The sequence below is a fragment of the Psychrobacillus glaciei genome (assembly GCF_008973485.1).
GTDB lineage: Bacteria > Bacillota > Bacilli > Bacillales_A > Planococcaceae > Psychrobacillus > Psychrobacillus glaciei.
In genome coordinates this window covers 3,313,880-3,335,950 of record NZ_CP031223.1, presented here as the reverse complement: position 1 = coordinate 3,335,950, position 22,071 = coordinate 3,313,880, and the positions used below count along the sequence as shown (strand labels likewise).

The window sequence follows — 22,071 nt, the reverse complement described above, 5'->3', positions numbered from 1 at the left end:
CTGTGAAGTTATTTGAGTGGTTATAAAGCAGTGCTATTTGATTTAGATGATACCTTACTTAATAGGGGTAAGGCAGTAGATAAAATGTTTTTAATTATTTTAGAAAAGTGTTATGAGGATGTTAAATATTCGTTGAAAAACGAAATGTTGAGAAAATTCAAAGAATATGATAATAGTTGCTATGGCACTAGTGATAAAACAATAGTTTTAGAATCATTTTTTGATGAATTTCCACCGAAATATAGATTGCCACGCAATTACATTCAAGACTTTTGGAATAATAATTTTCCTCATTGTTTTTCTATAAACCAAGATACTATAAATATCGTAAATACTATAAAGATGCATGTTAAAGTTGCAATTATAACAAACGGCTCAATTCAAAGACAAAAAGCTAAAATAATTAACACTAATTTAAATAGTTTTTTTGATATAATAATCATTTCTGAAGAAGTAGGATTTAGTAAACCTGACAAACGCATATTTGAATTAGCATTAAACAAGCTTAATGTGCAACCGGAAGAAGTATTATTCGTTGGAGATGACATAGAAAAGGATATTGATGGTTGTCAAAATGCAGATATAAAGGGCATATGGTTCAATCCTAATATGATCAAGAATAATACCGAAATAAAACCATTTGCCGAGATCAATTCTTTTGATAAATTGTTAAGTTATTTTACATAATCAGAAGTTGTTCTACTTCACAGTATTTTTATAATGATTATCGAAAAGAAGAAAAGATAGGACTCGATATCTTTACCTTACAATAATTATTGTAAGTCGTGTAATGCGTGTCTCAATTTGATTGTTGTATAGGTATTTTAAAGACCGCTAATTCATATGCGAATTAGCGGTTTTTTGTACTTTAATTTGAATTTAGTACCAATCAACTGAACGGATTATTTCTAAGCCCCTCTGCTTTTATATATTTCTATTTAGCATTCTGAGACCATTGAGAATAACTAAAATTGTGCTTCCTTCATGTCCGATGACTCCTAATGGTAGATCGACTACTTGAAGGAAGTTTGAAATGATTAGCACTGCAATAACAGAAACAGAAAGTACAATATTTTGTTTTACAATACGGCGCATCTTACGTGACATCTTCACGGCATAAGCGATTTTAGATAAATCATTTTTCATAAGTATCACATCAGCAGTTTCTAATGCTACGTCTGTACCTTCTCCCATTGCAATTCCAGTTGTTGCCGTCGCTAGAGCAGGGGCATCATTTATACCATCCCCAACCATTCCTACAAATCTATGTTCTACTAAAAGTTCTTTTAAATGCTGTACTTTTGTTTCAGGTAAACATTCTGCAAAGTATTGATCTATCCCCGCTTCTTTAGCAATAACTTTAGCCGTTTTTTCATTATCACCGGTAAGCATAACGGTTTTTATACCTAATGATTGCAAAAGTTTAATCGCTTCTTTTGCTTCTTTACGAACTGTATCTTTTAAAGCAACTGCTGCTGCAATTCCTTTTTCATCGCGCATAAAAATAACTGTTTTTCCTTCTCCAGCAAGTGAAGCTGCGACACCATTTTGAAAAGCAAAAGCATCTATTTCATTTACAAATTCTGGTTTTCCAACTAGTATAGTTTGTTCTTCCATGATTGCTTGCAAACCAAAACCAGGTTTATCTTCAATATGAATAAGTGGTAATTGACCAATTCCTTCCGACTTCGCATAGGTAGTTATTGCTTGAGCAAGCGGATGGTTCGACTGTGCTTCAATTGTAGCAAGCATAGTTAATGTTGCAATTCTATTTAAATCTTCCCGGACAAAAAACTCTGTTACTAGCGGTTTTCCTTTAGTAAGTGTTCCTGTTTTATCGAGTGCAATTGCTTTCATTTCACTAACATTTTCTAAATGCATGCCACCTTTAAATAAGACACCGCTTTTTGCTCCATTCGATATAGCCGCAAGTGTTGCCGGCATAATAGCTGCCACAAGTGCACAAGGAGAAGCAACAACCAATAAAACCATGGCACGGTAGAACGTTGTTTTCCAGTCCCAATCAAGTGCAAAATGTGGAAGGAACATCATGAAACCTACCGCTACAAGAACTACTTTTACATAGCTGCCTTCAAATTTTTCGATAAATTGCTGTGCTGGAGATTTCTCATCTTGAGCAGTTTGAACAAGTTGAATAATTTTATGAAAAAGGGAGTCTTCATTTGCTTTTGTCATTTCCATTGTAATAGCACCGCTTAGGTTCACAGTTCCAGCAAACAATTCGCCATTGACTTGTTTGGATACAGGAATGGATTCTCCGCTAATTGCAGCTTCATCAATTGCAGTAGAACCACTTTTGACGATTCCGTCTGCAGGTATTCTTTCTCCAGGTTTTACAACTAAAAGATCCCCTATTACGAGTTCATTTACAGAAACGCGAGTAGTGGAATCATCCCTATTTAACCGCCAAGCTTCTTCTGGTTGAAGTTCCATAAGCGAAGATATTTCCTTTTTACTTTTGTTCATCGTATATGTTTCAAGTGCACCGCTAACACCGAAAATGAAAATTAATATGGCGCCTTCTGTCCAATAACCAATGATTGCAGAACCAACTGCTGCTAAAATCATAAGCATTTCCACATTTAGTGCTCTATCTTCAATCGTTGATTGAATACCCTCTTTTGCTTTTGCAAATCCTCCTATGACGAATGCAAGTATAAAAAAAATAATAGAAGCAGTTTCCTGATCTGTTCGCCCAAACCACCAAGCAATGAGAATTAATACTCCTGAGAAAAGAGCGGCTATCAGTTCGATATGTGAGATAAAAGATTTGAAATGAGGTTGTTTCTCATTTGTTTCCTGAATAGTTGACATGTAAATACCCCCTTGATAATGAATTTCAGTCTTAATAAGCTTCTAAAATGACGAAAATGGATTCCCAGGAGGAAATCCATTTTTGTATTCATTACTACTTTATAATAATTATAATTTAGGTGTAATTTAAAGTCAATAAAATAATTAGTTAAAAACACGCTCTTTATACATAGATAATTTTTCTAATGAAGATTTGTCTACATCTGCATGTAAGCTATTGCCGTGTGAGTCCATCGTTACTACAGCTGTGAAGTTCTCTACACGTAAATGCCACATTGCTTCTGGAATACCAAACTCCATTAAGTCGACGCCTTCTACACCTTTAATGCAGTCAGCATAGTATTGGGCTGCTCCACCGATTGCGTTCAAGTACACGCCGCCGTGCTCGGAAAGTGCTGCAAGTGTTTTAGGACCCATGCCACCTTTACCAATAACCGCACGAATGCCGAACTTTTTCATAATATCGCCTTGGTACGGCTCTTCACGAATAGAAGTAGTTGGACCAGCTGCACGTACATGCCAAATTCCCTCATCGTCTTTTTGCATAACTGGACCACAGTGATAAATGATTTGTCCATTTAAGTCAACAGGTGCATCATGACTCATTAAGTGATGGTGAATTGCATCGCGCCCGGTGTACATGCGACCAGTGATGGAAACAACATCTCCCACTTGTAGAGCACGAATTTGTTCTTCTGTAATAGGTGCTTGAAGTTCGACAACTTTTTTAGGAGCTTCTTCTGTTGTATCATCTTTAAATTCGATTTTTTCTCCTTCTTGGTAATGCCATTCGATGACTTCACCTGTAGTTGGATTTATATTGATCGCCATACGACGGTAAGCCCAACAGTTATAAGCTACAGATACGTAAAAGCTTGCAGGAATACGGTGCATCACGCCAATTTTACAACCTAGTAACGTTGCTTCTCCGCCGAATCCCATTGTACCAATTCCTAATGTGTTTGCTTTTTCTACAATATACTCTTCTAATTTTGCAAGGTCTGGGTTTGGATTTGTATCTTCTACATGACGGAATAATTGTTCTTTTGCAAGGTCATACCCGGAAGAACGATCTCCTCCAATGCCAACTCCTATAAAACCTGCAGAACATCCTTGTCCTTGTGCTTGGTATACAGAATGTAAAATACATTTACGGATACCATCTAAGTCACGACCAGCGCGTCCTAAACCTTCTAGTTCCGTTGGTAAACTATATTGAATGTTTTTGTTTTCACAACCGCCACCTTTTAAGATAAGCTTCATTTCAATATAGTCTTTTTCCCATTGTTCGAATTTCATGACAGGGATACCTTCACCTAGGTTATCTCCACTGTTCGCACCAGTTAATGAATCAACCGAGTTAGGTCGAAGTTTTGCATCTTTCGTAGCAGACACGATGGCACGTTTAATCGCAGCTTTAATTTCTAATTGGTTTACGCCTATTGGTGTTTTAATTTTGAACGTAGGTAACCCTGTATCTTGGCAAATAGGCGAGACTTTATCATCTGCCATTTGAATATTGTTCGTTATTGTTTCTAAACTCATAGCCGCACGAGTACCGGCATTTTCAGATGCTTTCGCTTTTTTTATAGCGCGACGTACATCCTTTGGCAAGTTCGTAGATGTTTCCGTAATTAAGTCATAAATACTTTTTTCTAATTGTTCCATTTGCATGGTGAAACGCTCCTTTGGGTATGTAAGTAATAAACATTTACAAGTATACTATTTTCTTAGCTTTAAAAAAAGAGCAGCTCGTTTAACCGTTGCTAACGTCGGGCTATCCTAATGGGATCCAAGCATAAATTTTTTATCCTCCCTTAACGTCGTGCTATGTTCTCCTAAAGGTGTTGTATATGCCCCTAGAGCCAATGCATCCGCTCCTAAATTTCTTATCCGCCTTTAACTACGTGCTATGTGCTCCTAAAGGTGTTGTATATGCCCCTAGTGCCAATGCATCCGCTCCTAAATTTTTTATCCTCCCCTAACGACGTGCTATGTGCTCCTAAAGGTGTTGTATCTGCCCCTAGAGCCAGTGCATCTGCTCCTAAATTTATTATCCGCCTTCAACGACGTGCTATGTGCTCCTAAAGGTGTTGTATATGCCCCTAAAGCCAATGCTATCTGCTCCTAAATTTCTTATCCGGCTTTAACGACGTGCTATGTGCCCCTAAAGGTGTTGTATATGCCCCTATAGCCAGTGCAACCACACCTAAAAGTAATTCTTACCTCTAAACAATGAAAAAGAAGTCCGGAATTAGATTATTCCGGACTTCTTTTAGCTAAAAGCTATTCTTTATTATTTTTAAACTGCTCCATTTTTAACTCTAAGTCATCCATCATTTGAATAAGACGGTCAATATCTTCAAGTTCAGTCGTTTCAGGTTCAATTGAATCTAAGACTTCTAAAAACATTTGCAGTCGATCTTTTAAATAAGATACTTGTTGTTCTGGATTTGAAATTTGTTTGCCCACAGAATAACACCACCTTTTCGTAAGTATAGAATAAAGGAAAACCTAAAAAAAAGATAGGTATAAAGAGTTATTTTAATAATTTATCTGTTTTGAATATTTACACTTATCAGTTTTTGTGCTAAAGTATCTATAAGGCATACATAGAAGGGAGGCCGTAGTGAATAGTCGAAAACCATTCAACCAATAGAAGGAGGGGGTTCAGACATTTCACCGGCAATAAAGCCGCAAATGCAATTATGAGTACTCAAAAGGATACTAGTTATATGTAAAAGGCTCAGTCAATCTATTGCAGATACCGACTGGGCCTTTTCTTGACCAGTTTTTTATTTAAAACGAAGGTATTGTCTGATACACTACTGATTAGAACAACTTTGAACATATTAAAGAGGTAATGTATGCAGCAATTTACAGTAGTCGAAAGAAAAAGGTTTTGGATACTCGTTACGATTGTATCGATTTCAGGGTTTTCACAAGGAATGTTATTACCGCTTATATCCGTTATATTTGAGCAAGATGGAGTAAGTGCTGCGCTAAACGGGTTAAGTGCAACAGGTCTTTATATCGGAACATTATTAATATCACCATTTATTGAGCCGCCACTTCGAAAGTTTGGGTATAAGCCAATTATTATGATAGGCGGGCTTATTGTAATTACATCGTTAATGCTCTTTCCTATTTGGAAAAGTGTCGCATTTTGGTTTATTTTAAGGTTATTAATTGGAATAGGAGATCATGCTCTTCATTTCTCGACACAAACATGGATCACGAGTTTTTCTCCCGGGCATCGTTTAGGAAGAAATATTGCTATATATGGCCTTTCTTTTGGAGTTGGTTTTGCCGTGGGGCCTTTGTTTGTTCAACTTGTCAATATTTTTCAAGGATTGCCATTTATCGTTTCAAGCCTTCTTTGTTTAGGAGCATGGTTACTCATTTTCTTCGTTAAGAATGAAAAACCAGAGATATTTAAAAGTTCTCCTGCCTACGAAGGAACTTGGAAACGATTTGGGGCAACTTTCGCAATTGCATGGGTAGCATTTATACCACCATTTTGCTATGGATTTTTGGAATCATCGTTAAATGCCATTTATCCAGTTTATGCACTTCGTAATGCGATTGAAGTAACCAGTTTATCCTACATATTAGCGGCATTTTCAATGGGCGGGGTGGTCTCGCAATTACCTCTTGGTGTATTAAGCGATAAAATTGGAAGACGAAAAGTACTTATACTAATGCTCGGCTTGGGAGCTATTACCTTTGGAACTGCAAGCTTTTTTGAAACATCTGCTTTAACGATAGGGATTTTATTTTTCATCGCAGGAATGTTTGTTGGATCGACTTTCTCACTAGGGATTTCTTATATGGCTGACTTAACACCAAAGGTTCTTCTACCAACTGGAAACTTAATATGTGGAATTTCTTTTAGTATTGGAAGTCTTTCAGGACCATTTTTGGGAGGTTTATTTATCCAACTTTTCGAAGGGGTTAGCTTTTTAGTATTAGTTGCACTTCTACTAGGAACGCTTTCCTGTATTATCTTTTTTGCCAATCCGCAAAAGAAACGAATAACGCCTTTATTTTAAAGTTTAGAAAGTACTACTGGTTCATGTACCTCTTTCCAAGAGCATACAGCTGAAACAGTAGTGCTTTTTACTTTAAAAACTGAATATTTAGCGTTATCGGGTATACAAATGTATCCAGTTATATATATGATAATCGTAAGAGTTTTATAGGAAAAGGAGGATATTGAATGGGTGAAAACTGAACACCATATGTTTGGAAATTATTATGGGTTGTTGGGTTAATTGTATTAGTACTTATCAGCTATGATGTGGAGCTTAAGGTGAAAAACCATGTTTCAACTACGTTTTATATGCTTCCTATGCTTTGGTTCAATGCCATTGCAACTTTTATATTTGAAATTTATATTTCTTTCCTTTTCATCAAATTTTGGTCAGTTAGATGGAACTGGTCTTTAATATTGTGTGTGACTATACCATGTTTTATTGTTGCTTGTTATAGTCCAGTTATTGATACGATTGTTCAAAGTACTACATCAGACCTGAATAGTTTTTCCGTGCCTATTCCATTCTGGATGATGAAAATAAACTCTCTACGGATTCCATCAATTGTGGCAGGAATAACACTAATGGTTGGAATGTTGGGAAGAGAAAATGAAGTGAGTTAAAGCTAAAAGAATGAGGTGGAATAGATCAAGTTAAACGATTATTTTATTAGCATAATTGGCTCTTTAATACTATTTGTATTGCTTTCATTTGTAATTGGAGAAATAAAATGGCCGTTATTATTAGTATGCTTAATAGGATTCTATATTAGGAATTTTATTGTTTCATTCCAATTGTTAAAAAAAGCAAAAAATAAAACCTTTCTTTAATACAAGCTATCAAATATATAAAGAAGGAAAGTGTTTTTTTATCCAGAATTTTTTGATTTACTTGAAAAACGGAAAATTAAAAGATGTTGGAAGTGGAACATATGAAAAAAATTAGCTCTAGAACAATTCATCCAAAGATAAGAGAGCTTTTGTCTTATGCTACTTCTGAAGATAGAGTTGACCTGGAGTATGAAAAATACATACAATCTTCTGAACTCAAATTGTATGTTTTTGAGTCACATGGTCGTACGGTTGGTTGTATTGGTATTGCATTTATTAGTTCAGACAGATGTGAAATAAAGCATATTGCAGTCTCTCCGAATGAAAGAGGAAATAACATTGGAAGTCAAATGATTAAATTTGTTTGTAATAAACATTCATTATGTTCTATAAAAGCTGAAACAGATAACGGAGCAGTAGAGTTTTATAAAAAAAATGGATTTGAAATAACTAATTTGGGTGAAAAATATCCAGGTGTCGAACGTTTTTTGTGTGAATTTACAATTTAAAAGCTATTAGTGATACAGGAGATATTAAAATGAACATATCAATTGGATTTTTATCTTATCTTTAATAGCCAGTTGGATTCTCTTTACTCACTACCAACAACAATTGTAAATCTTCTCTCGTTTTTGATATTCAGGTGGTATACCGTAATCGATTTACTAAAAGGAAAATTATTGAAGGAGAATATATTTTTTGTGATGAATAAAATAGAAGAGTTTAAAGTGAAAAAAATACAGAATTTAATGTTTGCCGAGTTAGTTCATCTAGTTGAAGAAAGCAAGATAGGTTTCATTTTCTAGAAAGGCTAGTCAATGATTATGAAGATGGGACAAATTTTTTTGATAAACTAGGCGAAGCTTTATACAGAGTTTATACAGACCGTGGTGTACTAATAGCCGTTGGTGGACTTAATATAGATCCCTTTTCTGATAATCAAAAAGTTGGTAGACTGAGAAGGTTTTATGTTGCGAAAGAATATCGCAGAAGAGCTGTAGGATCATTATTGCTAAATGAAATAATTTCTGATGCAAAGAATTATTTTGAAATTATAGTACTACATACTGAAACCGAGCAAGCTGCTAAGTTTTACAATGTATTTGGCTTTATAGACAATTGTACTTTTCCAGGTTCCACTCATTATTTAAATTTGGGGATAATGGAGAGGAAATAAAAAATTACAAGTTGAAGTGAAAAGTAGTAATTTCTTAAAGGACAAGCAAAAAAACTCTTACCATGAACAGGTTGGTTTCAGCTGCAGGCACCGCCTATTGTTCCAATCAACTATGCAATAGAAAGACAAAATACTTTTGGTAACGGGTTCGATTTAAGGGGGGAGAACATTAAATAACTACCTAATAGGGGCACAATTGGCGTCTCCATTCTTATTGTTATATCAAGGTTTAAATCGGTTTGACAAACTAATTAACACATAAATACGCACACAAATTGAAGACCGCATAAATTTATGTGGCGTCATTATAACAAATGCCAAAACTGTTATGATTTGGATATTACAGACTTATTTTTTGAAGGAAGTTAGTAATTTTTGTGTTTAAATGAATCTAAATATTTTGAAATATTTCACTTGAACTAACTCCGCAGTTTAGTTGAAGTATGTTGTTTAACTTGTGTTCAACAATCAAACCAAATTATGGAACAAGATTATTGAATTAACAGTTCGATTTGCAAAGGATGTAGAGGTTTTCATTAGATTATAAGTGGGAATTGAGGATATATATGGAAAAATCGAAAAATAATCAAAATAAAATAACTGTTGGCTTGTTGGCCGTATATTTATTTGTATTAACATGGATTATACTCTTTAAAATGCAATTTTCATTTCAAGATTTGCGACATTTCACGGATTTTAGAGAAATTAACTTAACCCCTTTTGCTGATTCAGTTATTGTTAATAATCAAATAGATTTTAATGAAATAATCTTAAATGTACTTGCATTTATCCCATTTGGAATTTATATCAATATGCTAAAACCAAATTGGTCTTTCTTAAAAAAGATTGCACCAATAGCAGGAGTTAGTTTGTTATTTGAAGTATTGCAATTCATCTTTGCTATAGGAGGTAGTGATATAACTGACCTTATGGGAAATACATTAGGCGGAATTATTGGAGTTGGAGTTTATATTGTATTTTGTAAGCTGTTTAGTACAAAAGTAAATAAAATCCTTAATGTTTTAGCTTCAATCGGAACGATGTGTATTTTTGCATTAGTGCTGTTATTAATTATTGGTGTTATTAGGTACGGGAATTATGGATAATTATTGATGTGTTGGGGCTTCACTTTCAGAAAATTTATACTGCAATCGGATGCGATTGTTGAATAAGCGCTTCTTTCTTAATCAACTAACGAATGCGTTAATCCAAGAAGGATTGACGCTATTTTTATAGAACTTATTGAAGTAAAGCCGCAGTTTAGTTCAACAAGGAAAACAATAAAGTTGTGGCAAATATATAATAAAATAAACTAAAAAAGGAAGGTTATATGAGAATACTTATATTAGGAGCAACAGGGTTCTTGGGTTCAAATTTAATCCAACTGGCTTCAGAGAACAAAAATCTAACAGTGTTTGGTACCTCACGTTTCCAACATGAGAACTCTAATATTATGCAAGTAGATGTTACAAACAAACAATCAATAGGAAGTGCCATTAGAAAAATAAATCCAGAAGTAGTTATATGGTCACTTATGAGTTTTGAAGAAGAAACCCAATTAATCAAATTAGGGCTAGAAAATTTAATATCAGAAATAGAAAGTGAAACGAAACTTATATTTCTATCAACGGATGCAGTTTTTGTTGAAGGAATAGGTGGTTACAAAGAATCGTCCCCAATTAGTACCTTGCCAAAAGAAGCAGGCTTAGCTGATTATGTGAACGGCAAATATATTGGAGAAAACTTAATTCTCAATAATCATCCAAATCACGTGATACTCCGAGTTGGACCACTATATGGTAATAATGGGGATCAAATTATTGAAAAACGAACCGTACAGGTAATCGAGAAAATAAAAGAGAATCAGCCATTTAAGGCATACACAAATGTATATAGAACTTTTGTAAACGTTAATGATTTATCAAGTGCGATTATTGAATTGACTAAAATAAAATTTAATGGGATTTTGCATGCTGGACCCATACATAAAGAAAGCTATTATTCGTTTTATAAAAAGAGATTGGAACAACTTGGATGGAATAATAGTTTTCTCAGTCCAATTATTATTTCTAAAGAAGATCGCCCTTATCTATCTCTTGATACGTCTCTAAATACACAAAAAGCTCACCAATTGCTTAAAACTAATTTCCGCACAGTTTGACTAATTATTGTTTTTTCCGAACTTGAAAGGACAAGTTGATTGTTCTTCAACTAACGGACTGCTTTAGTGTAACAGCAGTAATGCTATTCTTATTGTGCTAACGTCGCAGTTTAGTTGAAGAAGAGTGTTTACATTCTAAAAGTTTGTTATAAATAAAAAGATTGCTTTGGAACGGGGGTTTTACCAATAATGATAATCGAACAAAAATAAATAGGAATAAAGTTAGACGGAATCTATTTGTTCAAGCGAATTCCTATTTCTTATACAAAATTAATAAATGAATAATAGTTAATTATCGGGAGGAATAGCTATGAACAAAAATTTACAAGAGAAGATTACGGATATTCAGAATAAGGTTGATTTTTCAGGTTCAGTATTTGTTGAAGAAAAAGATAAGGTGTTAGCAGAACAAAGCTTTGGTTATGCAAATCGTTCTGATCAAATAGAAAATAACTCTGCGACCCGTTTTGGAATAGCATCTGGATGTAAATTGTTTACTGCAATAGCGGTCTGTCAACTTGTTGAAAAGGGGAAAATCTCTTTTGACTCTAAATTGACCGATTGTCTTGATATTGAATTAAAACACTTTGATGAAAAAGTGACTGTCCATCATTTACTGACACATACTTCGGGAATACCAGATTATTTCGATGAAGATGTAATGGATGACTTTGAGGAACTTTGGCTTGCAAACCCTATGTATCACATAAGAAAGTTAAAAGATTTCTTACCATTATTTCAAGATGAGCCTATGAAAGCAAAAGTAGGAGAATCGTTTCACTATAATAATGCTGGTTACATTTTATTGGGATTAATTGTTGAACAGACAAGTGGACTTGAATTCTCTGACTACATTCAAGCACACATCTTCAATAAGGCTAATATGACGAATTCTGGGTATTTTGCATTTGATTCTCTACCGCCAAATACAGCATTAGGCTATATCGATAAAACTGATGGAACTTGGAAAACAAACATTTATTCATTACCTGTAAAAGGTGGATCAGATGGTGGTGCATTTGTAACTGCTTATGATATGGCTAAGCTGTGGAGAGAACTAATAAATTATCAACTTTTAAATGAGATTTACACAAATCAGCTTTTAACACCTCATACACAAGTCAATGAGAGTGGCTTCTATGGTTATGGTATTTGGCTAAAGAAAAACACAGAAAACAATATCTTCAAATATCATATAATGGGTTATGATCCAGGAGTAAGCTTTCATTCTGCTCATTATCCTGACTTATCCATTAATGTAGTTGTTTGTTCTAATAAGTCAGATGGAGCGTTTGATATAATGAGTGGTATTGAAGAAGAAATAAAAAGATCAAAACATTAAAATAGAGATAAATTGGAATGCTGATGTACTTGTTTAAAGATTTATTAGTTATGGTGAAAAAGAATTAAAAGACGCTCAAATCGAATATATAATAAAGTCGAAGTATGCTGACTTCATTCAATAACCGCGCTTCAATCGGGCAATCTTGTTAAATAACCGTATTTTAAAAGTTGGTTAATTTCACTTAATATTAAGAAGTAAATGGGGAATTAATTTGATTGAAAAAGTTGATATTAGTAATCTTATAGTTGCTAAAAAAGTATTAAATATTCAAATGCGATCTTATAGTGTAGAAGCAAAAATAATTGACTTTTATGAAATACCACCCTTAAAAGACACAATTGATACATTGCAACAATCTGGGGAGACTTTCTTTGGCTATTACATAAATAGAGAGCTATGCGGTGTCATTTCTATAAAAATAGAGAAAGGTATAATTGATATACATCGGTTAATGGTTCATCCTGAACACTTTAAAAAAGGAATTGCCTCTAAGTTATTGGATTTTATTGAGAAAAATAAAGGGGATTGTGTAACGATAATAGTGGCAACTGGCACTAAAAATGAACCAGCAGTAACCTTTTATTTGAAAAACGGGTTTTTAAAAACAGGAAAGAAAATGGTGACAGAACGATTATCCCTTAGCTTTTTTAAAAAGAAAATTTAATACTGTTTATTAAGCAACCGGCGCGATTGTGGAAGTTCATAAGCCTTATTCCTCGTTTAAGATACAGAGGGGTTAGGCTTTTTTATATTTCAAAAATCCTAACGTTGTAAAATGGCACATTCTTGAATTTACCCGATTGGTAAACTCATTGGCAACGAGTGGTAAGTCTTGCTGCAATTACTGGAAAAAACATGGCGGAAATGGTACATGCATATGGCTGTAACCAAAAAAATAGGTAGTATCTATTGATAAAGAAGTACCGGGCGGACGAAATTGACTTTTCGTCCGCTTTTAAAAGTGTAGGAAAGTATCTAATCTCACATTAACCAAATCTAATGCACCATGTATTTACAAATTCCAAAAGGGCGAAAAGTAAACATTCGCCACAATCCATTACTCTAACGGTAATAGTGTAGCCAATGTTTCGTTCAAAGCACTTACTGCAGAGAAACCAGCGTTCATGATTTTTTATAGTAGGTAAGCACTACAGATTGAAGGCAGAGCATGTTGATTTGTAGTTCTTTTTATTATTCTGTAAAATTCTAAATGTTTTAATAATACTTGTATGCAAACGTATCCAAATATGTATATGATAATAAGGAGACATAATAGATAAAAGGAGGATATTTTATGCGTAAAAAATGGTCACCTTATGTTTGGAATTTATTATGGGTTGTTGGGTTAATTGCTTTATTGCTTATCAGTAATGAATTGGGGCTAAAAATAAGATATCATGTTGCAACTACGTTTCATATGCTCCCTATAACTTGGTATTATGCTTTTGCCGCTTTTGTTATAGGTGTTTATATTTCATTACTTTTCATAAACGTACGGGCAGTTAAATGGAATTGGCCGTTAATAATCTGTGTAACTGTACCATGTTTCATTATTGCTTTTTATTATCCGGTAACTTATACAATTGTTCAAACTACTGCATCAGATCCGGGTAACTTTTCTGTGCCCATTCCAATTTGGTTAATGAATATAAACTTTGTTGGAATCCTTGGAATCCCATCCCTTGTCGCCGGATTAACCTTGATGGTTGGGATGTTTGAACATTATGGGAATCAAAAATGAAACGATACTACGTATTAATAAGCTGTTTAATAGTATTTTTATTAACCGGATGCAGTGAACAAACTTTGACTTACGAAGGTGAGTCAACTAATTGGAGAGTTATTTACAAGATTATTCAAAACGAAAAGGAAGTCAGGAAACAATCTGTAGAAATTCAATCCATTGGTGAAATTCAAAAAAGTAATATAACTTTTAAACAGACAAATCCTCGTGGTTCAGGATGTGAACAGTATTTTGATTATGATATTAAAGGAGATAAAGAACTTATTCGAGGATGCTTAGATGAACCTCTTCTAGACAATAAAGATGATTCTTTCGATGTATTCATAGCTTGGGAAGGCCAAGAAGAGAAGATTGTTTTAAAGAAAAATTTAAAAAAGCAAGCCAATTAACTATTGTAATTCGTTCAATTGACAGAATAATTAATAAATAACCCTACAATCCGAAATGGAATGAAGGAAGAATAAATTAAATTTTTGATGTTAATATCAAATAACACCAAAAAACTAATTGCGCGTTACTTGAAGAACGTTAATCAAAGCTGACTTTTGCCATCCTATGTTTTATGTCCACTATTTCGGGTATATATTTAGTAGATTTATATTTTCGAATAGGAGGATGATCAGTATGGATAAACGTGTAATTGGAGTCTATGACAATGGTGATGATGTAATCAGAGCGATTGAGGAATTAAAGGCACAAGGCTATGACCGAAATGATATTTCACTTGTTGCAAAAGACCGGGATGAAGTAGAAGCAGTCAATGCCGAAACAGGTACCAAAACGGAGGAAGGCCTTGCAGCTGGTGCTGCAACTGGAGGGCTTCTTGGCGGAACCGCTGGATTATTGGCAGGTGTAGGAGCGCTCGCAATTCCAGGGATTGGACCAATTTTGGCAGCAGGTCCTATTGCTGCGACATTAACTGGTATTGCAGTCGGTGCCGGTACAGGCGGACTTGCTGGAGCTTTGATTGGTATGGGGATTCCGGAAGATGAGGCAGATCAATATGAGCGGGATATTAATGAAGGAAAGCTAATTGTATTGTTGGATCCTAATGCAAGAAAAACTGATTCATCTATTAACAATGATCTAAACTCAACTACAAGGTATTAATTATAATAAAACTACAAAAAACAAGGCTAATCCCTTCTGGGGATTGGCCTTGTTTTTATAATTCTATTTTCTTATATATTGAGAAACTGACCAGGGTAATAACAACTGATTCTTGGTCTCGTTATTTTATTTCTTTAATTCCAACAACGTTACCGCTTCTACATGCGCTGTTTGAGCAAACATGTCCACTGGTTGAATATATTTGACATGATATACTTTTGTTAACGCTTCTAAATCCTTTGCGAGGGTAGAAGGGTTACATGATGTATAAACAAACCGTTTTGGCTTGATATCTAATATTGTTTTAAGCAATTCGTCGTCAAGACCAGCGCGCGGTGGATCTACTGTTAATACATCTGGAACAAATTCTTCGTTTTTCCACTTTTGCAGCCATTGTTTTGCAGTACCGTGCACATATGTTGTATTTTTATAGCCATTACGTTTTGCATTTCTTTTTGCGTCTTTAATCGATTCTTCGACAATGTCCATACCACGAACTTCTTTTGCGTTTTTCGCAAGCCATAAGCCGATTGTTCCAACGCCACAATAAGCGTCTACAACTGTTTCAACTCCTGTAAGTGCCGCAGCTTTTTCGATTTCATTGTATAAATGCTCGGTTTGTTCCGGGTTTAACTGGAAGAATGCGCGAGCAGATAAATCAAAAGCTAATTCCCCTAGTTTTTCATGAATCGTTTCTTTTCCATGCAGGTTAAATGTTGTATCACCAAAAATAAGCGATGTATCTTCTGCATTTATATTCTGACTGATGGACACAATATTAGCGTCGATCGCACGAATTTTTTGTACTAATTCTTCTTTATGTGGCATTTTCTTTTGTGTTGTAACGAGCGTCACTTGGATTTGACCGGTTTTCATACCAGTTCGAACGACAATTGTGCGGACAATTCCTTTAGAGTTTCTACCATCGTAAATAGGAATATTTAGCTCTTGCAAGTATTTTTTTATTTCATTTGTAATATGTGTTGTAGCTGGATGTTGTACTGCACATTCGTTAATGTCGATTAACATATTCGATTCTTCTGCATACAATCCTGCGATTACTTTATCGCCTAATGGTCTTACTTGAAACTGGGATTTGTTGCGGTAATGCCATGGGTTGTCCATTCCAATGGTTTTTCTAACTTCAATTGTTGGAGCTAGATCTTTTATATAGCGTTCCAATGCTTGCACGACCAAATCTCTTTTTTCAATCAGCTGTCTATCATAGGACATATGTTGTAACTGACACCCACCGCAAGCATCATATACTGGACATGGTGGTGTCACTCGATCTGGAGATGCTTGTCGGATTGTTTTAATACTTGCTTCCGCGTATTTTGGTTTGGCTACTGTTACTTCTGCGGTAATCACTTCACCAGGTAAAGCCCCTTTTACGAATATAGCACTTCGTTTGAAAAAGCCCACGCCTTCTCCATTGATCCCTAGTCTTTTTATCGTTAAAGGGAATTGTTGCCCAACTTGAATTGTTTCTAGTTCTGTCATTCCTTCACGTCCTTTATAATCTTCCTTCTATTATAAAGGACAAAATCATTGTTGGGAAGAAAGCGGAATATCCAGATTATTCATGTTTAGTTCATCTAGAGTTCCAAATGTATAACCCATCTTTCTAGCTTCCTTGATAAACATAGGTAGACCTTCTGCGTTATCAGGTGATACAGTATGCATTAAAATGATTGCTCCTGGGTGAATTTGAGACATTAATTGATCATAAGCGTATTTACCGCCTTTTTTCTGATCTCGATGCCAATCAATAAATGCGACAGACCAAAATATATGCTGATAGCCAATTTCGTTTGCAGCTTCTAATACCTGTTCATTAAAAATACCTTCAGGTGGTCGAGTCACAGTTGTTCTTTTTAACGGAGTTAATTCACTTAAACGTTGGTCAAACTTTTGTAGTTCTTTTTTCACCTCATCTTTTGAAAGTCTAGCTAAGTTTGGATGCCCATATGAATGGTTTCCTATTTGATGACCGTCTTCAATCATCCTTTTTACAAGTGGTGCGGCACTCTCTAAATAATGGCCAGTTAGAAAGAACGTGGCTTTAATATTTTCTTGTTTAAGCGTGTCTAAAATACTCTCTGTATATCCGTTTTCATAGCCATTATCGAAAGTGAAATAAATGATTTTTTTATCGGGGGAGCCTTTATAAACTGCTCCATGTTTTTCAAGCATTGCATCCAACTCGGCTCCGGCTTCTGCAGGTACTTCCTTTGTCGCTTTTTTTAATCCCCAATGTATTTCTTTTGATTGTGCAGAGAACGGCTGATAGAAAAATCCCATACTTAAGACAAAAGCTGCTAATACTATTCCAAACACATGATATTTCCACATAAAAAACGCAACCTTTCTTTTTAAATAGGTTGCGCTAGACAGTTTCATTTATTCATTTATAAATATCGTTTAAGGCATTTGTCAAATCAGGGAATTCAAAATTAAACCCATTTTCCGATAAAACTGTTGGTAGTACGTGTTGCCCTTCTATTACGAGTTGGTTTTTTTCGCCGAGTGCTAGTTTTAAAGCGAAAGAAGGAACAGGGAGATAATATGGTCTTTTTAACACAGTTGCGAGCGTTTTTCCGAATTCATTCATCCTTTTTGCATGTGGAGCAGCTACATTAAAAGGACCTTGTAAATCATGTTCAATTGCAAAAAGTAAAGCATTCGCAACATCTTTCACATGAACCCATGACATCCAGTTTTGACCAGATCCAATTGGTCCTCCGACAAACATTTTATATGGAAGTGCCATCAGAGGGAGAGCACCTTCATTTTTTCCAAGAATAATGCCGAATCTTCCATAAGCTACTCGAATGCCTAATTGTTCGGCTGACATAGCTTTTTTCTCCCAATCATGAACGGTTTTTGCTAGAAAGTCCGTTCCGATTGTAGGTGAGTTTTCTGTATATATTTTGTCCTCAGAGGCCGGATAAATTCCTATTGCACTAGCATTTACGAGAACTTTAGGTTTGAGTTTCAAAGCTTTAATTATTCGAAGTACTTCATCGGTTGCTTGCATACGACTGTCGTAAATGTTCTTTTTTTGCTCTACTGTCCATCTACCATTATTAATAGATTCACCAGCCAGATTGACGAATGCGTCGATTCCTTCTAATTTTTTTTCAGGTTGAGAATTTCCTGCTAACCATCCAATAGTTGTTGTGTCATTTGATATATTATTTGTTGAACGAGATAAAATAAAAACATGATGTCCTTTTTGCACAAGAAGCTTCGTCAGTTCTCTTCCCACAAATCCTGTACCGCCAGTAATTGCGACTTTCATTATCCAAACCTCCCTTAAAGATATCTTAGCATGCCTCGCAGTTATCACCTATGAATATATACGCTATAATGATAGATGTGGAATGGAGAGGTTTAGTCATGCCGATTATTACAAAAATAGGTCGTCAAAAAAACAATAATGAACGATATAACTTATATTTGGATGAAAAATATGCTTTTAGTGTAGACGAAGCAGTTCTTATTAAGTATCAGCTTGCAAAAGGGAAAGTGATAGAAGCTTTTACAATTGATGAAATCGTTTTTGATGATGAAGTAAGAAAGGCTTATAATAAAGCAATCAACTTTTTAAGTTATCGAATGAGAAGTGAACATGAAGTAAAGCAGAAGTTGCAAATGAGTGAATTTGGTGAAGCGGTTATTTTAGAAGCAGTTCGCAAACTATATGAGCATGGATTTTTAAATGACGAAAGCTTTACAAAAGCTTTAGTGAATACACAAAAGAAAAACAGTAAAAAGGGTCCTACAGCTATCCGACAAGAATTAAAGAAAAAAGGAATTGAGAGAGATCTTCAAGACGAAGTACTAGCAACTTATTCTGAGGATGAACAACTTACGATTGCTCGGACACTAACCGAAAAAATTATAAACCAAAACGCTGATAAGACACCAAGGCAAGTAAAACAAAAAGTACAAGATTCGCTGCAAAGAAAAGGATATAATTTCACCATTATCTCCCAAGCTTTAAACTCCTTTGAATTGGAAAAAGAACAGGAAGAATGGGAAGATATTATTGCCACGCAAGCAGATAAAGTTTGGAGAAAGTATGCATCCAAATATTCGGGATATGATTTGAAAAAGCGGGTAAAAACAGCGCTTTTTCAAAAGGGATTTCCTGGAGAACAAATCGATTTGTATATTGAAAAAAAGGAGTTGGAACAACAAGATGAGTGAGAAAAAATATAGTGAAATGGCTGAACATGAATTACGAACAGAAATTGCAAATTTAAAAGAGAAAGCCAGAAAAGCAGAACAATTAGGAATTGTAAATGAGTATGCTGTTTACGAAAGAAAAGCAACGATGGCACAAGCATTCTTAACTGATCCAGCTTCTATTAAACCTGGCGAAATGTACCGAATATCTAGTGATCCCGGGATGTTCTTTCAAGTGGAGTACCTTAAAGGAAGATTTGCTTGGGGATATAGATTGGGCGGAGCTAAGTATGAAGAAGCATTACCGATATCTCTACTACAGCCTTTAAAGGAAGGAAAATAACATGCAAGATAAAATAGATGCATTAACAACACAATTAATTGAAAAAAACGAACAGTTATCTGCCTCGAAAGCACGAACTTGGATTGAGCTTCTTTGGTCAGATTTCGAATCATCCTATGCTCGAGCAGGTTATGATTATAAAGGAGCAGCGGTAACCGAAATGGTTATTAAAAAATGGATTGAAGGCTATGGAGACCAGCTTCATGAATTTGCAAGCTCTAATGAAAAGTACAAGCATCTTCTTGAAGTGGATGATTTTCTAAACTAAAAAAAGCTAGTACCTAAAATATCCTGGCGTTTCTCTTTATAAAAGAATAAGAAAGTTTATTGATTATCATCCTGAGAAACCAGTGTTCATAGTACTTTTGGAGAATTAAATAATACAGAGGATTTCCGTTTCAGGTAGACGCGTTCCGCGGGGTGAGCGATGAGTCATCACCGCCGCATTCGCGTCGCTTGTGATGTCTCATCTATCTCACAGAGGAACAAAGGCTAAGATCGCCACATCGTGTGGCAACGCCTTCGTGACCAACATCCTGTTGGCCTTCCGCTGGAGTCGCCACCTTTCACTACAATCCATTAAGTGAGTAGTACATAACAAGAAGATTTGCCCATCTTTCGCTAAAAGGATAGAATTAGTTTATGTAAACATAGTGATCATGCCATCTTGTCATCGTTGTGAAATAACAGATACTATTGTTTTTAAGAGATAAGAAACTACCATGGCTCAGGTTTCACTAAAGCCATTGTTTTCATACAAAAGTATATGATTCTTGGATGCTAGAAGTCCAGTAAAAGTAAGGATTTATAGTATAATTTCAAGGTTTTAATCTTGATTTTTTTAGTTCTCCGTACATAGTATACACGAGTTAGTGGGTGTATGATTAGAGTAGGTGGAACTAGAGAAAAATAGATGGCATCCCTTATTAAAGAAGCGCTGAGCGGACGAAATTGTATCTTCGTCCGCTTTTAAAAGATTGGGAAAGTATTTAATCTCTCATTATCCAAACCTAATGCACCAGGTCTCTACATATTTTAAGAGGGCGACGGATAAACATCTGCCACAAGATTACTGAAAAAAAGTGTAGCTGGAAGTGACGCAGTCACTTCCAGCTACACAATTCCAACGGTAATAGTGTAGTCGATGTTTCGTCCAAAGCACTCTGGGAATAGTAAAGACCAGGTGCACTTAAAGAAATCTTGCATTTTCCTTAATTAGGCATAAAATCAAGTTTCTTACGCAGTTTATCTTCGCTAAATATCCACCCAGTATACGAGTTAACAATTTCTAACTTTTCATTTAGATGAGCTACTGCTACAAATGGGTAGTAATCATTACTTCTATACCTTAAATCGATTAAGCGTACTTCGTATATATGGTCAAGTTCCGTAATTTCCCATCGATAGATAGGCGAAAAAGAAACAAAAGCGCTTAAATTTTTATCTTTCAAAGCTGCTTTAACTAATTCCGAGTCAGGAAGTGGAACACGTTCGAACTTATCGTAAATCGTAATGGATCGACCGTATGCTCTGCCAACATAATGGTACGTTTCTGAATTAGCGGCTACTCGCCACTGAAAAAACTTCATCGTAGGTGCAATTATTATTTGTTTTGCATTTGGAATAGTTCTTTTCACGGCATTTTTAACCGCAGATTGAACGGCGAAACGTAATATGTAATAGCAAAAGATGATTGCGTACATAATAAGAAACGTAGGTACAGGGTTTGCACCGAACATCCAAAATAGTAGCCCCACTACGTGCAATCCGAAAATAATCGGATCAAATGTATTAATCACACCAAGTGCTACCCATTTCCTTGAAAAAGGTCGAATAGCTTGGGTTCCATAAGAGTTAAAAATGTCGACAAACACATGCAAAAAAACAGCTAAAAAGGTCCATAGCCATAGATGAAGAAAGTTTGCATCTTGTACGAATAACCATATAACAGACGAAATAAGCAAAGGCCATAAAATAACAGCGGGTATGGAATGTGTAATTCCACGATGATGTCTAATATACACCGCATTATTGCGTAGTTTTAAAACGGTATCTAGATCAGGCGCTTGTGAACCGATAATTGTGCCAGCAATAACTGCAGCAGTAGTTATGGAGCTACTTGCAACAACTGGATCAGCCAGTGCTAATCCTCCAAGGGCAATGCCCATTACGATATGAGTACCTGTATCCATTCGACCAACTCCTTTTTGGACAACAAGTTATTTTCATCATAAAATAAAAAAAGAAAAATAACAAAGTCCACACTATTATATACCCGATTATTCTTGTCAGTAATCG

22 protein-coding genes are annotated in these 22,071 nt (G+C 35.1%); 15 read left to right on the top strand and 7 right to left on the bottom strand.

Going from position 1 to position 22,071, the window contains the following annotated elements:
• Positions 1-30 precede the first annotated feature (30 nt).
• Positions 31-687, top strand: a complete 657-nt coding sequence (locus PB01_RS15880) for an HAD family hydrolase (RefSeq protein ID WP_151702081.1) — start codon at positions 31-33, stop codon at positions 685-687.
• Positions 688-924: 237 nt separating this feature from the next.
• Here the strand turns inward: PB01_RS15880 and PB01_RS15875 are convergent, their stop codons facing one another.
• The 3 genes from PB01_RS15875 to PB01_RS15865 all read right to left on the bottom strand — a co-directional run bounded on the left by PB01_RS15875 (position 925) and on the right by PB01_RS15865 (position 5,307).
• Positions 925-2,835 (bottom strand): heavy metal translocating P-type ATPase, encoded by a 1,911-nt coding sequence (locus PB01_RS15875; protein WP_151701085.1) that lies wholly within the window; start codon positions 2,833-2,835, stop codon positions 925-927.
• Between the two features lie 144 nt (positions 2,836-2,979).
• Entirely contained in the window at positions 2,980-4,509 is a 1,530-nt protein-coding gene (locus PB01_RS15870) for a fumarate hydratase (protein ID WP_151701084.1), read from the bottom strand.
• A gap of 612 nt (positions 4,510-5,121) precedes the next feature.
• A complete protein-coding gene (locus PB01_RS15865; protein WP_151701083.1) occupies positions 5,122-5,307 on the bottom strand; it encodes an SE1561 family protein in 186 nt (61 codons plus the stop codon).
• A gap of 395 nt (positions 5,308-5,702) precedes the next feature.
• Here PB01_RS15865 and PB01_RS15860 point away from each other — a divergent pair, with 395 nt between their 5' ends.
• From PB01_RS15860 to PB01_RS15810, 11 genes are all read left to right on the top strand, one after another.
• On the top strand, positions 5,703-6,887 hold the full coding sequence (locus PB01_RS15860) for an MFS transporter (RefSeq protein WP_151701082.1): 1,185 nt from the start codon (positions 5,703-5,705) through the stop codon (positions 6,885-6,887).
• 260 nt (positions 6,888-7,147) lie between these two features.
• A complete protein-coding gene (locus PB01_RS15855; RefSeq protein ID WP_151701081.1) occupies positions 7,148-7,492 on the top strand; it encodes a hypothetical protein in 345 nt (114 codons plus the stop codon).
• Between the two features lie 308 nt (positions 7,493-7,800).
• Positions 7,801-8,208: a GNAT family N-acetyltransferase gene (locus tag PB01_RS15850; protein WP_151701080.1), complete on the top strand. Its 408-nt coding sequence runs from the start codon at positions 7,801-7,803 to the stop codon at positions 8,206-8,208.
• A 389-nt stretch (positions 8,209-8,597) separates the two neighbouring features.
• Positions 8,598-8,876, top strand: coding sequence for a GNAT family N-acetyltransferase (locus PB01_RS21960; RefSeq protein WP_404815121.1), 279 nt, complete (start codon positions 8,598-8,600; stop codon positions 8,874-8,876).
• Positions 8,877-9,442: 566 nt separating this feature from the next.
• Positions 9,443-9,982 (top strand): VanZ family protein, encoded by a 540-nt coding sequence (locus PB01_RS15840; RefSeq protein ID WP_151702080.1) that lies wholly within the window; start codon positions 9,443-9,445, stop codon positions 9,980-9,982.
• Positions 9,983-10,206: 224 nt separating this feature from the next.
• Complete coding sequence (locus PB01_RS15835; protein WP_151701079.1) at positions 10,207-11,037, top strand: sugar nucleotide-binding protein; 831 nt, start codon at positions 10,207-10,209, stop codon at positions 11,035-11,037.
• A 310-nt stretch (positions 11,038-11,347) separates the two neighbouring features.
• Complete coding sequence (locus tag PB01_RS15830) at positions 11,348-12,379, top strand: serine hydrolase domain-containing protein (RefSeq protein ID WP_151701078.1); 1,032 nt, start codon at positions 11,348-11,350, stop codon at positions 12,377-12,379.
• A gap of 214 nt (positions 12,380-12,593) precedes the next feature.
• Entirely contained in the window at positions 12,594-13,046 is a 453-nt protein-coding gene (locus PB01_RS15825) for a GNAT family N-acetyltransferase (RefSeq protein ID WP_151701077.1), read from the top strand.
• Positions 13,047-13,676: 630 nt separating this feature from the next.
• The gene (locus tag PB01_RS15820; protein ID WP_151701076.1) at positions 13,677-14,123 is read left to right on the top strand and encodes a hypothetical protein; all 447 of its coding nucleotides are present in this window, start codon (positions 13,677-13,679) and stop codon (positions 14,121-14,123) included.
• Positions 14,120-14,515 carry a hypothetical protein gene (locus PB01_RS15815; protein WP_225986062.1) on the top strand — a complete coding sequence of 132 codons (396 nt, stop codon included), beginning with the start codon at positions 14,120-14,122 and terminating at the stop codon, positions 14,513-14,515. Before PB01_RS15820 ends, PB01_RS15815 begins: the two co-directional genes overlap by 4 nt.
• 235 nt (positions 14,516-14,750) lie before the next feature.
• Entirely contained in the window at positions 14,751-15,236 is a 486-nt protein-coding gene (locus PB01_RS15810; protein ID WP_151701074.1) for a YflT domain-containing protein, read from the top strand.
• A gap of 126 nt (positions 15,237-15,362) precedes the next feature.
• Here the strand turns inward: PB01_RS15810 and rlmD are convergent, their stop codons facing one another.
• Genes rlmD through PB01_RS15795 form a run of 3 tightly spaced genes read right to left on the bottom strand, consistent with a single transcriptional unit; the run spans position 15,363 to position 18,540 of the window.
• Positions 15,363-16,739: a 23S rRNA (uracil(1939)-C(5))-methyltransferase RlmD gene (rlmD, locus tag PB01_RS15805; RefSeq protein WP_151701073.1), complete on the bottom strand. Its 1,377-nt coding sequence runs from the start codon at positions 16,737-16,739 to the stop codon at positions 15,363-15,365.
• A 45-nt stretch (positions 16,740-16,784) separates the two neighbouring features.
• Positions 16,785-17,591 (bottom strand): polysaccharide deacetylase family protein, encoded by an 807-nt coding sequence (locus tag PB01_RS15800; RefSeq protein WP_151701072.1) that lies wholly within the window; start codon positions 17,589-17,591, stop codon positions 16,785-16,787.
• A gap of 52 nt (positions 17,592-17,643) precedes the next feature.
• A complete protein-coding gene (locus tag PB01_RS15795) occupies positions 17,644-18,540 on the bottom strand; it encodes a TIGR01777 family oxidoreductase (RefSeq protein ID WP_151701071.1) in 897 nt (298 codons plus the stop codon).
• 98 nt (positions 18,541-18,638) lie between these two features.
• On the opposite strand from PB01_RS15795, the gene recX reads away from it, so the two are divergent.
• Genes recX through PB01_RS15780 form a run of 3 tightly spaced genes read left to right on the top strand, consistent with a single transcriptional unit; the run spans position 18,639 to position 20,041 of the window.
• Positions 18,639-19,451, top strand: a complete 813-nt coding sequence (recX, locus tag PB01_RS15790; protein WP_151702079.1) for a recombination regulator RecX — start codon at positions 18,639-18,641, stop codon at positions 19,449-19,451.
• Positions 19,444-19,773 carry a YfhH family protein gene (locus tag PB01_RS15785; protein WP_151701070.1) on the top strand — a complete coding sequence of 110 codons (330 nt, stop codon included), beginning with the start codon at positions 19,444-19,446 and terminating at the stop codon, positions 19,771-19,773. The genes recX and PB01_RS15785 overlap by 8 nt, the downstream gene beginning before the upstream one ends.
• A gap of 1 nt (position 19,774) precedes the next feature.
• On the top strand, positions 19,775-20,041 hold the full coding sequence (locus PB01_RS15780) for a YfhJ family protein (protein WP_151701069.1): 267 nt from the start codon (positions 19,775-19,777) through the stop codon (positions 20,039-20,041).
• Between the two features lie 943 nt (positions 20,042-20,984).
• Here the strand turns inward: PB01_RS15780 and PB01_RS15775 are convergent.
• On the bottom strand, positions 20,985-21,965 hold the full coding sequence (locus PB01_RS15775; protein WP_151701068.1) for a metal-dependent hydrolase: 981 nt from the start codon (positions 21,963-21,965) through the stop codon (positions 20,985-20,987).
• Between the last annotated feature and the right edge of the window lie 106 nt (positions 21,966-22,071).

Bases quoted from the DNA above. Each gene is read 5' to 3' on its own strand.
- PB01_RS15875 (WP_151701085.1), bottom strand. From the start codon at position 2,835: ATGTCAACTATTCAGGAAACAAATGAGAAACAACCTCATTTCAAATCT.
- PB01_RS15870 (WP_151701084.1), bottom strand. From the start codon at position 4,509: ATGCAAATGGAACAATTAGAAAAAAGTATTTATGACTTAATTACGGAA.
- PB01_RS15860 (WP_151701082.1), top strand. From the start codon at position 5,703: ATGCAGCAATTTACAGTAGTCGAAAGAAAAAGGTTTTGGATACTCGTT.
- PB01_RS15850 (WP_151701080.1), top strand. From the start codon at position 7,801: ATGAAAAAAATTAGCTCTAGAACAATTCATCCAAAGATAAGAGAGCTT.
- PB01_RS15840 (WP_151702080.1), top strand. From the start codon at position 9,443: ATGGAAAAATCGAAAAATAATCAAAATAAAATAACTGTTGGCTTGTTG.
- PB01_RS15835 (WP_151701079.1), top strand. From the start codon at position 10,207: ATGAGAATACTTATATTAGGAGCAACAGGGTTCTTGGGTTCAAATTTA.
- PB01_RS15830 (WP_151701078.1), top strand. From the start codon at position 11,348: ATGAACAAAAATTTACAAGAGAAGATTACGGATATTCAGAATAAGGTT.
- PB01_RS15820 (WP_151701076.1), top strand. From the start codon at position 13,677: ATGCGTAAAAAATGGTCACCTTATGTTTGGAATTTATTATGGGTTGTT.
- PB01_RS15815 (WP_225986062.1), top strand. From the start codon at position 14,120: ATGAAACGATACTACGTATTAATAAGCTGTTTAATAGTATTTTTATTA.
- PB01_RS15810 (WP_151701074.1), top strand. From the start codon at position 14,751: ATGGATAAACGTGTAATTGGAGTCTATGACAATGGTGATGATGTAATC.
- rlmD (WP_151701073.1), bottom strand. From the start codon at position 16,739: ATGACAGAACTAGAAACAATTCAAGTTGGGCAACAATTCCCTTTAACG.
- PB01_RS15800 (WP_151701072.1), bottom strand. From the start codon at position 17,591: ATGTGGAAATATCATGTGTTTGGAATAGTATTAGCAGCTTTTGTCTTA.
- PB01_RS15795 (WP_151701071.1), bottom strand. From the start codon at position 18,540: ATGAAAGTCGCAATTACTGGCGGTACAGGATTTGTGGGAAGAGAACTG.
- recX (WP_151702079.1), top strand. From the start codon at position 18,639: ATGCCGATTATTACAAAAATAGGTCGTCAAAAAAACAATAATGAACGA.
- PB01_RS15785 (WP_151701070.1), top strand. From the start codon at position 19,444: ATGAGTGAGAAAAAATATAGTGAAATGGCTGAACATGAATTACGAACA.
- PB01_RS15780 (WP_151701069.1), top strand. From the start codon at position 19,775: ATGCAAGATAAAATAGATGCATTAACAACACAATTAATTGAAAAAAAC.
- PB01_RS15775 (WP_151701068.1), bottom strand. From the start codon at position 21,965: ATGGATACAGGTACTCATATCGTAATGGGCATTGCCCTTGGAGGATTA.